Source organism: Martinezella calliandrae, assembly GCF_030272695.1.
GTDB classification, from domain to species: Bacteria; Pseudomonadota; Alphaproteobacteria; order Rhizobiales; family Rhizobiaceae; genus Rhizobium; species Rhizobium calliandrae.
In genome coordinates this window covers 13,936-27,328 of the sequence record NZ_JARFYN010000039.1, presented here as the reverse complement: position 1 = coordinate 27,328, position 13,393 = coordinate 13,936, and the positions used below count along the sequence as shown (strand labels likewise).

The 13,393-nt window shown below is 59.9% G+C and carries 9 protein-coding genes; 3 read left to right on the top strand and 6 right to left on the bottom strand.

Annotated features, from left to right (window positions below):
- Positions 1–110: 110 nt before the first annotated feature.
- The 4 genes from PY650_RS24915 to PY650_RS24900 all read right to left on the bottom strand — a co-directional run bounded on the left by PY650_RS24915 (position 111) and on the right by PY650_RS24900 (position 7,397).
- A complete protein-coding gene (locus PY650_RS24915) occupies positions 111–3,818 on the bottom strand; it encodes an AsmA family protein (RefSeq protein WP_285882272.1) in 3,708 nt (1,235 codons plus the stop codon).
- A 252-nt stretch (positions 3,819–4,070) separates the two neighbouring features.
- Positions 4,071–5,483, bottom strand: coding sequence for an FAD-binding oxidoreductase (locus PY650_RS24910; RefSeq protein WP_285882271.1), 1,413 nt, complete (start codon positions 5,481–5,483; stop codon positions 4,071–4,073).
- A 145-nt stretch (positions 5,484–5,628) separates the two neighbouring features.
- Positions 5,629–6,408, bottom strand: a complete 780-nt coding sequence (locus PY650_RS24905) for a hypothetical protein (RefSeq protein ID WP_285882270.1) — start codon at positions 6,406–6,408, stop codon at positions 5,629–5,631.
- Positions 6,409–6,515: 107 nt separating this feature from the next.
- Positions 6,516–7,397 carry an AraC family transcriptional regulator gene (locus tag PY650_RS24900; protein ID WP_285882269.1) on the bottom strand — a complete coding sequence of 294 codons (882 nt, stop codon included), beginning with the start codon at positions 7,395–7,397 and terminating at the stop codon, positions 6,516–6,518.
- Positions 7,398–7,433: 36 nt separating this feature from the next.
- Between PY650_RS24900 and PY650_RS24895 the strand changes: the two genes are divergently transcribed.
- Positions 7,434–7,841: a DUF2000 family protein gene (locus PY650_RS24895; RefSeq protein WP_285882268.1), complete on the top strand. Its 408-nt coding sequence runs from the start codon at positions 7,434–7,436 to the stop codon at positions 7,839–7,841.
- A 68-nt stretch (positions 7,842–7,909) separates the two neighbouring features.
- On the opposite strand, the gene PY650_RS24890 is transcribed toward PY650_RS24895, so the two are convergent.
- Both PY650_RS24890 and PY650_RS24885 read right to left on the bottom strand, forming a co-directional pair.
- Positions 7,910–8,575 (bottom strand): YiaD family glycine zipper/OmpA-like lipoprotein, encoded by a 666-nt coding sequence (locus tag PY650_RS24890; RefSeq protein WP_285882267.1) that lies wholly within the window; start codon positions 8,573–8,575, stop codon positions 7,910–7,912.
- Between the two features lie 204 nt (positions 8,576–8,779).
- Positions 8,780–9,793, bottom strand: coding sequence for a flagellin N-terminal helical domain-containing protein (locus tag PY650_RS24885; protein ID WP_285882266.1), 1,014 nt, complete (start codon positions 9,791–9,793; stop codon positions 8,780–8,782).
- A 421-nt stretch (positions 9,794–10,214) separates the two neighbouring features.
- Between PY650_RS24885 and PY650_RS24880 the strand changes: the two genes are divergently transcribed.
- On the top strand, positions 10,215–12,680 hold the full coding sequence (locus tag PY650_RS24880) for an ATP-dependent helicase (protein ID WP_285882265.1): 2,466 nt from the start codon (positions 10,215–10,217) through the stop codon (positions 12,678–12,680).
- Between the two features lie 151 nt (positions 12,681–12,831).
- Positions 12,832–13,305: a VOC family protein gene (locus PY650_RS24875; protein ID WP_285882303.1), complete on the top strand. Its 474-nt coding sequence runs from the start codon at positions 12,832–12,834 to the stop codon at positions 13,303–13,305.
- Positions 13,306–13,393: the final 88 nt, after the last annotated feature.

The window sequence follows — 13,393 nt, the reverse complement described above, 5'->3', positions numbered from 1 at the left end:
CTCTTATTCGCTTGGCTGCGAGCCTTCTCTTGGCTGAGAGCCTCTCGCCGCCCCCGGGCAATCCCCTTTGAAAACAGAGGAGGGCTCTCGGATGACCGGCGGAATGGATCCTACCGGGCGATGCCGGGAAGGCTGTTGAAGTTCAGCGGCGCCCCCGGCTGTGGGGATTGTCCATTGAGCAATGGCACCTGCTGCGCTTCCGCCTTCGCGCGGGCTTCCGCGTCAGCCTTCGCCTTGGCCGCAGCTTCCTCCTGTTTTTCCGCTTCGGCCTGGCGAGCGAGCTCCCTCAGGCGCTTCTCCTCTGCCCCGCGCTGCTGCTCGATCGCCGCATCGCGCTGACGCTCGGCCTCGCGTGCCGCGGCGGTATATTTGTAGAGCGCCACCTCGCGCCGCAGCCGCTGTTTTTCCAGCACGCTGGATTGAAGCCGCTCGACGCGGCGGCGCTCTCGTTCGAAGGCGCGCAGCGACAGGAAGCTGGTGATGTCGGTGACATCCATCGTCCGGCCCGGCGTCGCCAACGGACCGGCGAAATCGAGTCGCAGCGCCGGTTCGGCGCCGTTCAGCGCCTCGTTGCCGGCTTTGAAATCGATGCCGAGCGAGCCCCGCATGCGCTGATCCGGCAGGCTGATTTCGGCATTGCCCGAAAGCTTCGCCAGATCGTTGCCGGCATTAATATTGGTGGCGCGGATGACACCGGTCGAAATGTTGAACGGTATGCTCATCGCCGGCAAGGCCGCTTCGCCGTTGTTGAGCAAAGTCTGCACGATCGGCAGTACCTTGTCGGCCGTGATGTCACCCTGGATCTGGTCCGTGGCTGACAGGAGCGGCGGCAGCACAGCGAGATTGAGGCCGCGTACATGGATGTCGCCAAGCTTGATCTCACCCGAGCCGCTGGCGTTAGCGGCCAGTTCCCCGAGACTCTTGCCGCTGGCTTCCATGCTCAGCCCCAAACCAAAACGGCCATTGGCAAGTGGCGCACCATCCCGCTGCCAGGAGACGGCGGTAAGGTCTCCGTTGGCAAGATCGAGCTTCGTCTGCATCAGGCCTGTGCCGTCGGAATTCGCAAACATCAGACTGCCGCCAAGTGTGCCGCCGTTCCAGGCGCCGGCGATATCGTTCAGCCGCAGTTCCTCACCCTTATAGGCAGCATTCGTGCTGAAATTCGAGATCGGACCGAAGATGCCCGGCCACAACTGCTTGACCGAAAGCTTGACGTTGAGGTCGAGCCCGCTGAACATCGGCAGCCCAAGCTTGGCTTTGGTAAGGTTGCCCGTTGCAGCGTCCGTCATCGGCCCGTAAATCGCCTCGCCGAACCAGCCGAGATCGGCCTTGTCGAGCGCCAGCTCGCCGGTCGCTTTGACATTCTGTGCCTTGCGATCGAAAGTCAGCGCGCCCGAAACATTATTGTCGGCAAGCTGGCCCTTCATACCCGACATCACGATCTTGTCGGGATCGAGCGCAGCATTCGCCTGGAATTTGACCGGCAAACCCGTCCCCATCTGCGGCACGCCGATACCGTTCATGACGAAATAGGGATCGATATCGGCACTCTCCAGCGACAGCGCGATGTTGCCGTTGAGGAAGTTGTTGGGACGCACGTCCACCTTGCCGTTGGCGGTGAACGAAGTCCTGTCGGTGGCAAAGGTTAGCGCCGCATCCGCCGGATCGGTACCGTTTGCCGTTACCTTCAGCGTCAGGCGGCCGTTGGCATCGGCCTCGACGGGCAGCGGATCAAGCCCGGCCTGTCCGAACAGGATCGAGGTCACCGAATTTTCGAGCGTCGCCTCCAGCGTCGTCGTGCCCTTGCCGGTCAACGCCAGCAGGTCCGACATGCGGTAGTCCAGATTGACGCGGCTGCCGTTGGAAACGCCGGCGAGCGTCACCGTCAGCCCGTCACCCTGAGCGCCGCCAAGAGTGAGCGCGCCGCGCAGTGCAGTATTCCCATACCATGCGGCGTTGCGCACCAGCCGATCCATGGCCGGGTGTCGAGGCAGATGTTGGCTCAGCATTTCGAAGAACGGGCCGGGGTCGCCCGCTTTGAAAGTGATTTCGCCTGAGCCCTTATAGTCCAGCAGCGAACCTTCGGCTCGGCCTGTCGCGGTAATTTCGGCGCCGGCGACGTCGCGAACAGCAAGCTTGTCGAGCGTCAGCGCCCCATCAGCAATCGAAAACGACGTCTCGACATTGGCGGCCTGGACGCCGAAAGCGGCGAATTTATCCGCTTTCAGATGTGCCGTAATCCGATGGTCGAGCAGGGTCTCGCCGGCGTCCTGGCCGGTGAACAAGCTTGTGAGCGCCCTTAAAGCATCAAGATCGAGCGCATCACCGCTGAGATCGACTGCAAGCTTCGGCGCCTGGTTGTCAACCGGCGCCAGCCGGTCGAGCTGGCCCTTGAGCGTTGCCGAACCGACGGCAATTTCAAGATTTTGGAAGCGCTGCTCCTCATGACGTAGGCTGACATCGGCGGAGAAGCCTGCCTGTCGCAATTGCCGGATCGCCGGGTCGACGGAGCCCACCAGCCAGGAGGCCAGGCCGGATGGCTGATTGGAGGCGACGACGAGATTGCCGACGAAATTCGGCTCGCCCTGCAGCACCAAATTGCCCCTGGCCTCAACCTGGGTGCGTCCCGGCAGCGTGCCGATCGCATGGTCGACCTTCCAGCCGGTTCCGGCAGGTTCCAGGTCGAGCTGCACATCACGGATGGTCGTATCGCCGGCAACGATCGCCGGCAGGCGGAAAGTTGCCTTGCCGGGCACCTGCGGTATCGGGACTTCGGCCGCAATCGCAATCAGACTGTTCAGCCGCTGTCGCGCCGAAACAGATGGATTGCGGTTCGTCTTGCCATTTGTGCCCTGGGTATTGCCGAGGCGGTTGACGTCGATCTGCTGGCCGTCGGCGGTCAGCAGAAATTCCGGATTGGTGCCGGTGTCCAGCGTCGCCTCGCCTGTCACCACATAAGGATCGTCCGCAGCACCCACCTCGAGACGGTATTCGGGAACCCGTATGCGTTCATTCGTGAGCTCGAAGCGACCTTTGACGCGGGGTTGAACCTGTTCGTCGGCGGGCTTGTGTGTCTGCTTGTCTTCAATCCCCGCCGTGAACAGGCCGCTATAGTTCGGCTTGCTGTCGACCAGCTTCAACTCGCCGTCGAGATCGACATTGAGTGGATGGCGGTCCGGCAGCAATCGGGTGCGGACACGCAATACGCCGTTGTCGTCAGGCTGGCTGCTGGAAATGCTAAAATTCCCCTGCTCGCCGTCGAGCGCTGCTTCGCCATCGATTCGCCAAGGTCCGGCGAGCGAGCGCGCGGACATTTGCGCGTTGAGGCCGGTGACGTGTCGGGTGCGGCCGGATTGCTCGTCGATGAACTGGATATCACCGCCATCGACATGCACGCCCTCGAGCACGACCGACTTTGCGGGAATTTCTGGCCGGCTGCCGCGCATCCAGTCGAGCGTGCCGTCCTTCAATAGCCGCAGGCGCACTTTCGGCTCGGAAACGCGCATGTCGAAGATGAGGGCTTCGCCCGACAGAAATGGCGCCAACTCGGCGTCCATCGAGAATTGGGCGATCTGCACCAACGGCGTTCCGTCGGCGTCCTGCCCGACGCGGACATCATGCAACGTCACGGAAGGAAAAGGCAAAAGGCGAGCGTCTACGGTGCCATGAACAGTCACCTTCTTGCCGATGATCCGACTCGCCTGATCTTCGAAATTCTTCCGAAAATCTGTCCAGTCTATGAAGAGCGGAGCAAGCAGCGCCACGAATAGCACCACCACGAGCACTCCCCCCAGGAAAACCAGGACCTTACCTAACAATGCGCACCGTCTCCATTCTGCATTCCACTTACGAGTATCGAGGCGTCATGCATCCAGACGGACGCATAAAAGACGCCCTGGATCGTCAGCTTGAGCTTGGTCCCGATTCAAAACTGCGACGCAATTCTTGGGACCATGCTGAAGATCTAGGGCACCTTAACCGCTTTCCATGACGCCATCTGAAAACGGGATGTTCTAGCCTAACGCCATTCATGTCGGGAGCAAGCCAAGATCATGGCAATATTTCATTTTTCAGTTGGCGTGGAATATTTTGCCGGGGTTGAAAATCGCATCGGGATCGAGCGCCTGTTTGACTTGGCGCATCAGATCGACGGCGCCGCCGAGCTCATCTTCGAGAAACGACATCTTGCCCTGCCCTACCCCATGTTCGCCGGTGCAGGTCCCATCCATCGCAAGTGCACGCGCATTCAGCCGGGCAACGAAGGCCTCGATGACGGCGATTCCTTGCGGGGTCTTGTCGTCGAAAAGCGCCAGGACGTGGAAATTGCCGTCACCGGCGTGACCGACGATCGGGGCCAGCAATCCGTGCTCTTCGATATCGGCCTGGGTGGCGACAACACATTCGGCGAGTCTTGAGATCGGCACGCAGACATCCGTCGAAAGCGCCGCCAGTTCCGGCGCCAAAGCCCGCGCCGCCCAATAAGCATCATGGCGCGCCTTCCAGAGCCTGTTGCGCTCTTCGAGATTGGCGGTCCAGAGGAATTTTCCGCCGCCGCATTCGGCCGCGATCTCGCCGAACTGGGCCGACTGCAGCGCGACCGTCTCGTCCGTACCGTGAAACTCCAGGAACAGTGTCGGCTGCTCATCAAAGGTCAGGCCGGAATGGAGATTGCAGGCTCGCATCTGGACGGCGTCCAGCAGTTCGATGCGCGCGACCGGAATGCCCATTTGGATGGTCATTATCACCGCATCGCAAGCTGCTTTGACGCTCGGAAAGACACAGGCACCACCGGCAATCTTCTGCGGAATGCCTTGCAAGCGCAGCGTCACCGACGTCAGGACACCAAGCGTTCCCTCGGCACCGACAAAGAGCCGGGTCAGATCGTAGCCGGCGGACGACTTCTTGGCGCGGCGTGCGGTACGAATCTCCTCGCCATTGGCTGTGACCGCGGTAACGGCCAGAACATTGTCCTTCATCGTGCCGTAGCGCACCGCATTGGTACCTGAAGCGCGCGTCGACGCCATACCGCCGATCGATGCATTGGCGCCGGGATCGATCGGGAAGAACAGGCCGGTGTCGCGCAGATAGGTATTGAGCTGCTCACGAGTGACGCCAGGCTCGACGGTGCAATCGAGATCCTCGGCATTCACTTCAAGCACCCGATTCATCCGGCTGAAATCGATGGAAATTCCGCCCTGCGGCGCGTTCACCTGCCCCTCGAGCGAAGACCCGGTACCGAAAGCTATGATCGGCACCTTATGTTCAGCGCAGGCCCTGACGACCGTTTGCACATCCTCGCTCGTCTCGGCAAAAATAACCCCGTCCGGAAGTTGCGCCGGGATATAGGTTGTCGTGTGGGCATGCTGGGCGCGAAAGCTCTCGCCAGTCTGGAAGCGCTCACCGAAGGCCTGCTTCAGGATGCCGACAACGGCGGCAATGCCCGCCTCGTTGCGCCTCCCCGCCTTCGCATCAGCCAGAGCCATCTTTCCGATCTCCCATCACAAGTGCCGCAAAAGGTGTTAACCCTTTTTTCGGTTCTATGAGACATCGGCGCGACGCTGTCCAGTCATGAAAATAGCCTGCAGCTTCCGTCAACGGGCTGCATCGGCTACTCCAAATCGAACTGACTTAATTGCTGCCGGCAAGCGGGCGCATCTGCAGATCGAAACTCGACTTCACCACATTGTTCGAGATGATCGCAAGCGTGGTTTTTCCCTGCCGGCAAAGGTCGCTCGAAAGACGATATTCGTAGCCGTTATTGAGAAAGGAAAACTGGCCGGCCATCACGCCAGTCTTGCAAGGATCAGCATCTCCCGCCGGCGCTGCAACCAAGGATGTGTAGTGACCGCCGATCTGGATGGCGTTCGACGTCTTCTTGTCGACGCCGATATAGTTCAGATCGCAGGAGCTCGTAATGCCGGCAATACTGGTCGCCCCATCGGCATTGCAGGCGCTGTAGACATAGACGTAGTTCTTGTCCGATTCGAACGCGACGCCATTGTTGAATTTCACCTCCGTCGCTTTGCCGTTGAGCTGTGACGGCGTCCCGTCCTGGGATACGCTGAGATTGCCGCCATTGTAGCTGAACGCATAGCCGGAAACATGGCTCGGCGTCCCATCTGCCTCGTGGGCGTTGAGTTCATTGCCACTGTAGATATCCGCTTTGTCGTGCTTGTCGTTGAGCACCACCAGCTTCACATCCTTGCAATCATAGTTGCCACCGCACCGATCAACGATGAAGGCTTCATGCCCTTCGACCTGCAGGGACAAGGCGGGGTTGGTTATAAGAAGACCAACCGATAATACGGCGACGGCCAGCACATGGCGAGGCCCTAAACCGGCACGAAAAATCACTGGTGCGATACCGGCCTCGCGACCCTTGCCCGCCATTAGATCCATTGAAGCCATCTGACCGATCTCCCTCGCCTTCACAGGTTGTATGGGCAATGGGGTCGGCCTGTCCAGCCGGGGAGATGCAAGGAAATAAAACATCACCGGCCGAAAGACGCGGCCGGCTAATCTCGCACCGGCGAGCGAGCGGTTTCAAGCATTCCACCCCAAGCACCCGGCGCCATGCCGAACGCCTTCTTGAAATGCCGTGTCAAATGGCTTTGGTCGGCAAACCCGGTGGCGGCAGCGACTTCGGCGATCGGCTCGCCATCGGCAATCATTGCCTTGGCCCGCTGCAGCCGTCGCATCAGCAGGAAGCGATGCGGGCTGGTTGCAAAAGCGGCGCGGAAATGACGTGAAAGCGCAAAGCGGTCGAGGCCGGTGATGCGCTCCAGCTCCTTTGAACGCACAGCACGCAAGGCATGCTCTTCGAGATAGTCGCGCGCCGTTTTTACATGGCTCCAGGCAATGCTTGTCAGCGGCTTTTGCGGCAGGCGCGCATGCGAAGAAAGCCCGGTTGCCACCCGTGAGACGAAATCATCGACGAAGAGTTCATCCAGTTCCCGGTCGAGTTCGCCGAGCGCTGCCAATAGCAGGCCGGCAAGACGGTCATCCTCGACAACCGGATCATCGACAAAGGGGAGCCCGATGCCTGCCGGCTCCAGGCACTGCATCAGCATCGACGGCTCAAGATAGAGCATACGGTAGAGCAAGCCATCGTCGGTCGCGGCACCGCCATCATGCAGTTCGTCCGGATGAAGGACAATCACCCGGCCCGGCAGGCTATAGCGCCGCTCGCCACGATAGCTGAAGGTCTGCACGCCACGGATTGTGACACCGAGCGCATAGGTGTCGTGCCGGTGCGGCTCGAACGCATCACCATGGAATTGCGCCTGGATTCGCTCGATGCCGGGGTAAGCAGGTGCCGATACAATGCGGTTTGCTTCCGGCATCGCGCACAAACGTTCAAGACCCTCGAATATCTGGCCGGGTACATCCTCGCGCAACGGCTCATTCCCAGACTGACGTGAAAGTGACTACCGATGTTTGATACCAAAATCGCGATCGTTGTGCGAAACAATCTTCAATCCTGGCAGAAACTGAACGTAACTGCCTTCCTATCAACCGGGATCGTGGGGCAGTTTCCCGATGTCATCGGCGAACCCTATCGCGATCGCGCTGGCAACACGTACAACGCGCTGTCGATCCAGCCGATGATCGTGCTGTCTGCCGACGAAGCGACGATTGCCGCGATCCACCGCCGCTCCCTGGAGCGCGGCGTCATTTCTTCGATCTTTATCGAGGAAATGTTCTCCACTGGTCACGACGTCGCCAATCGGGCGGTCTTCTCCGAATTTGCACCCGAGGACGCCAAAGTGGTCGGCATCGCGCTGCGCGCCGACAAGAAAATCGTCGACAAAATCACCAAGGGCGCAACGATGCATTCGTGAATGGGCTGCAGTCAAATAAAACGGCCGGGTCGAAAACCTGGCCGTTTTGTTTGAACATTGATCTCGGATCAGCTTTGAGTGATAGGCGCGATCTGGATTTCGACGCGGCGGTTTTGCGCGCGGCCGGCTTCGGTGGCGTTGGTGGCGACCGGCTGGCTCGGGCCGAAGCCGACGGCAGACACGCGTCGCTGGTCGATGCCCTGGCTGCCGAGATAGTTGGCAACCGAACCAGCACGGCGCTCGGACAGATCCTGATTATGCTGCAGGCTGCCGGTCGAATCCGTGTGGCCGTTGACATCGATCAGCGTGCGGTTGAACTTGCGAAGCACGATGGCGACCGAATTCAGCGTCGGGAAGAATTCCGGCTTGATCGCATCCCGGTCAATGTCGAAGGTGATGGCCGACGGCATATTGAGGATGATGCGGTCGCCGACGCGCGTGACCGAAACGCCGGTGCCCTGCAACTGGGCACGCAGCTCGGATTCCTGTTGGTCCATGTAATTGCCGATGCCCGCGCCCGCGAGAGCGCCCACACCGGCGCCGATCAGCGCTGCATTGCGGCGCGAGGCCGGTGAATGGCCGATGAGGAGGCCGGCAACTGCGCCGACACCGGCGCCGATCGCAGCCCCGCCGGCGGTATTGGACACTTTCTGCTCGCCCGTATAGGGGTCGGTTGTCGTACATGCATTGAGAAAGGCTGCCGAGACGGCAAGGATGGCAAATTTCTTGATCATAGAATCGTCGCTCTCCGGTTCGATGGTCCGCAGCAGATATGAAGCAATGCGGCAATATGATGAAATGGAATATGCGTCTAGATGCCGACGGCCTCTGCCGCCATAGTGCCAGAGCGCCTTTCCTCGAAACCAACCGCTTCGGGGAAATAGCGCCCACCCAGCCGATCTCCGCCGATTTCCCTTTAAATTCATGGCCTTGCGCGATCAGAGATTTTGGAAAAGCTGTCTGACCGTATCGTAGCTTGCATTGGCTATCGACAGCGATTGCAGCCCCAGTTGCTCCTGAGTTTGCAGCGCCAACACCCGGCTTGATTGCTTCTCCATGTCGGCATCGACCAGCTTGCCGACGCCGCTGGTGAGCGAATCACTGAGATCGCTGGCGAATTGGTTTTGCAGGCTGACGCGCGTCTCCAACGAACCGAAGGCCGATCCTATCGTGTTCAGTTGATGCAGCATGGCTGTGACGGTATTGACCATATCCGTCAACCCGCCCTGCGTCGTATTGGCGTCGAGCGAGATTTCCACCTGTCCGCTCGTGTCGCCGTGCTTGCTGGTGATCAGCACATAGTTCTTTGCTGCTCCCGCCTCAGTTGCGAAGGCAGTGGAGGTGAGCACGCCATAGCCGCCGGTGCCGCTTGATCGATCGTCGATCAGATATCGTGCATCCGTCGACACCATGGGCCCGCTGGTCGAGCTGACACCGTCGTAATTCAGCATGCCGATCGAAATCGTGCCATCGGTATGGCGGATGAGCGAGCCCGGGATGCGATGTGGCTCGGTAGGGTCCTCACCATCCTGGAGCATGACCCAGTTGACGCCGTTGAAGCTCGCCGAACCGCCGACACTGCGAAGCTGGTCCTTGAGCTGGCTGATTTCCTCGTTGAGTTTGGTCTTGTCGACGCTGCCCTCATAGGCGGTCACCAATTTCGATCTGATCTGAGTTACGATGTCGATGGCGCTGTTGATACCCGTGGACGCGGTGCTGACCGTGGCAGCGGCAAGTCCGAGTGCATCCTGTACCGCCGAGACAGCGCCGATGTCGGAGCGCGTCAATGTCGAGATCGTCCAATAGGTGGCGTTGTCCTTGGCCGTCTGCACGCGCAGTCCGGACGACATCTGACGCTGCGCGACTTTGAGATCGGCCTGCGTGTTTCTAAGGACTTCAAGGGCTGTGTTGACAGGGGAGCTAACCCTTATGAAGGTCGAAAAAATACTCACGACACATGAACTCCGAACGCAATAATACGCAACAAATACAAGGAGACATTGGAACCCATTCCGCGGGCATTCATGCGCGCGGGCCGAGCGTGTCGGCGAACGATGAGCCCGGCAAAAACAACGCCTGAACTCGAGCGGTTACGGGCACCTATGATTATCAAGCATGCTTAATAAAGCGATAATCGAAACGTATTATTCACCACAAACCTTCGTTGAACCCAGAAATGATCCATCATGCTGTGATTGTGATCATTGCGCGGCCCTAAGCTTGGCGACCTTCGCGCCATCCACTGGTGAACGGTCGCAAATATGTGCGGGGCGAACTGTTCAATAGGCTTTTGCACGAAAGAATGTGCACTTTTTGTTCTATTTCCGGGCCGTTTCTTTTGCCTTTCAGGGCAGAATCATTACATTGAGCCGCATGACCATCGGACATGACGATATTCCCTTCTTTGACGAGGAGCCGGAGCGACTTGCTCCGCGCCGGCCAGCACCCGCACCTGGCCCCGCCGGTGGCGGTATTGCGGCCCGCGCCATGGCGGCGCGCGATAGCGGCCGCCGGCCAGATTATCTCGCCGGCCTCAATCCGGAACAGGCTGAAGCAGTGGAGACGCTGGATGGACCGGTTCTGGTGCTTGCGGGCGCCGGCACCGGCAAGACGCGGGTGCTGACGACGCGCATCGCCCATATCTTGTCGACCAACCGCGCTTTCCCGTCGCAAATCCTCGCCGTCACCTTCACCAACAAAGCTGCGCGCGAAATGAAGGAGCGCATTACGCTGCTGGTCGGCGGCGCCGTCGAGGGCATGCCCTGGCTCGGCACGTTCCACTCGATCGGCGTCAAGCTGCTGCGCCGCCATTCAGAGCTCGTCGGCCTCTCCTCTAGTTTCACCATTCTCGACACCGATGATGTCGTGCGCCTGATCAAGCAATTGATCCAGGCGGAGGGGATAGACGACAAGCGTTGGCCCGCCAAGCAATTCGCTGGCATGATCGACACCTGGAAAAACAAAGGCCTCGGCCCGGCCGATGTTGCCGAAGGCGACGCGCGCGCCTTCGCCAATGGCAAGGGCCGCGAACTCTATAGCGCCTATCAGGCCCGCCTGAAGACGCTGAATGCCTGCGATTTCGGCGACCTTTTGCTGCATCCGATCAATATGTTCCGGCAAAATCCGGATGTATTGAAGGAATATCACCAGCGTTTCCGCTATATCCTCGTCGACGAGTATCAGGACACGAACACCGCGCAATATATGTGGCTGCGTCTGTTGGCGCAGCGCCCGAAGGGCGAACTGCAGAATGTCTGCTGCGTCGGCGACGACGATCAGTCGATCTACGGCTGGCGCGGCGCGGAAGTGGACAACATCCTGCGCTTCGAGAAGGATTTTCCTGGCGCCAAGGTGATCAAGCTGGAGCGCAACTACCGCTCCACCGAGCATATTCTCGGCGCCGCTGCACATCTCATCGCCCATAATGAGGGCCGGCTCGGCAAGACGCTGTTCACCGACCGTTCCAATCCCGACGACATCAAGGTGCAGGTGCACGCCTCCTGGGATTCCGAGGAGGAAGCCCGCGCGATCGGCGAAGAGATCGAGCAGCTTCAGCGCGACAAGCACAATCTCAACGACATGGCGATCCTCGTGCGCGCCTCCTTCCAGATGCGCGAATTCGAAGACCGTTTCGTCACGCTCGGCCTCAACTATCGCGTCGTCGGCGGCCCGCGCTTTTACGAGCGCCTCGAAATTCGCGATGCGATGGCCTATTTCCGGCTCGTCTGCCAGCCGGCCGACGATCTCGCCTTCGAGCGCATCATCAATACGCCCAAGCGTGGTCTTGGCGATACCACCGTGCGCGCGCTTCACGACTATGCCCGTGTCCGCGATATTCCGATGCTGGCGGCAGCCGCCGACATCATCGAGACGGACGAGATGAAGCCGAAGGCGCGCAAGGCGCTGTTCGACGTCGTGCAATCTTTCCGACGCTGGCAGGGATTGCTCGAAAACACGCCGCATACCGAGCTTGCCGAACAGATACTCGAAGAGTCGGGCTATACCGACATGTGGAAGAACGACAAATCCGCGGAAGCACCGGGGCGCCTGGAAAACCTCAAGGAACTCATCCGCTCGATGGAAAGCTTCGAATCCATGCGCGGCTTCCTTGAGCATGTCGCCCTCGTCATGGACGCCGAGCAGAACGAGGATCTGGACGCCGTCTCGATCATGACGCTGCACTCGGCAAAGGGCCTGGAATTCGACACCGTTTTCCTGCCCGGCTGGGAGGAAGGACTGTTTCCGCACCAGCGCTCGCTCGACGAAAGCGGCCGTGCCGGCCTGGAGGAAGAACGCCGCCTCGCCTATGTCGGCCTCACCCGCGCCAAGCGCCGCTGCCACATCTGGTTCGTCTCTAACCGTCGCATCCATGGCCTCTGGCAATCGACCATCCCTTCCCGCTTCCTCGACGAATTGCCAGAGACGCATGTCGAAGTCGCCGAGATGGAGCAATCCTACGGCGGTTACGGTCGCGGCGGCTATGGCCAGTCACGCTTCGACAAGGCCGATCCCTTCGCCAATACCTATTCCACCCCCGGCTGGAAACGTGCGCAAGCCAACAAGACGGACGCAACCCGCGACAATTGGGGCTCCCGCTCCGGCCACGCGGTGGAACGCATCGGCTACGGCGAAAGTGGCCCTAGAACCCGCACCATCGACGGCGAACTTGTCGCCAAATCCACCTCCTCCGAGCCCTCCCGCTTCGCGGTCGGCGACCGGGTCTTCCACATGAAGTTCGGCAACGGCAATATTTCTGAGATCGAGGGCAACAAGCTGACGATTGATTTTGATAAGGCCGGGCAAAAGCGCGTGCTGGATGGGTTTGTGGAGCGGGCGTGAGTGGTGCCGACGGCACCGCTTGGCCGCAAAGCGCACGCTTCGAGCATCGGCGGCGCTTCGCTATTGACCAAGTAAAATGGCCGACATGGGCTGGCGAAAAACGGATTGCCTCTTAGTTCAAGAGGGGATCCACGAGCGAAGGGACTACGCAATGGCAAAGAACACGATCTGCGTGTGGTATGACAAAGATGCTGAAGCCGCCGCCCGCTTTTATGCCGAAACATTTCCGGACAGTGCAGTGGGCGCGATCATGCGCGCGCCTGGAGATTATCCGAGCGGTAAGCAGGGAGACGCTTTGGTTGTCGAATTCACCGTTGCGGGCATTCCTTGTATCGGCCTGAACGGCGGCTCCGGGGTCAAGCACAGCGAAGCCTTCTCGTTTCAAATTTCGACCGACGATCAGGAAGAAACCGACCGCTACTGGAACGCCATTGTCGGCAACGGCGGCCAGGAAAGCGAATGTGGCTGGTGCAAGGACAAGTGGGGTGTGTCCTGGCAGATCACGCCGCGCGTGCTGATGGAAGCGCTCGCTGTAGGCGGCGATGAAGCCAAACGTGCTTTTGATGCCATGATGACCATGCGCAAGATCGACGTCAGGGCCATCGAAGCCGCCAGGCGAGGCTGAGGTGCCATGGCATCTCTATGCCGCCGCCAGGGCATGTCGCACAAAACTGCGCAATGGTTTTGCGACAACGAGAGGCGCAAGATCAAGA

What these genes read in the sequence shown, in the direction of transcription:
- PY650_RS24910 (WP_285882271.1), bottom strand. Translation starts at nt 5,483, where the DNA reads ATGGCTCTGGCTGATGCGAAGGCGGGGAGGCGCAACGAGGCGGGCATT.
- PY650_RS24905 (WP_285882270.1), bottom strand. Translation starts at nt 6,408, where the DNA reads ATGGCTTCAATGGATCTAATGGCGGGCAAGGGTCGCGAGGCCGGTATC.
- PY650_RS24895 (WP_285882268.1), top strand. Translation starts at nt 7,434, where the DNA reads ATGTTTGATACCAAAATCGCGATCGTTGTGCGAAACAATCTTCAATCC.
- PY650_RS24890 (WP_285882267.1), bottom strand. Translation starts at nt 8,575, where the DNA reads ATGATCAAGAAATTTGCCATCCTTGCCGTCTCGGCAGCCTTTCTCAAT.
- PY650_RS24880 (WP_285882265.1), top strand. Translation starts at nt 10,215, where the DNA reads ATGACCATCGGACATGACGATATTCCCTTCTTTGACGAGGAGCCGGAG.
- PY650_RS24875 (WP_285882303.1), top strand. Translation starts at nt 12,832, where the DNA reads ATGGCAAAGAACACGATCTGCGTGTGGTATGACAAAGATGCTGAAGCC.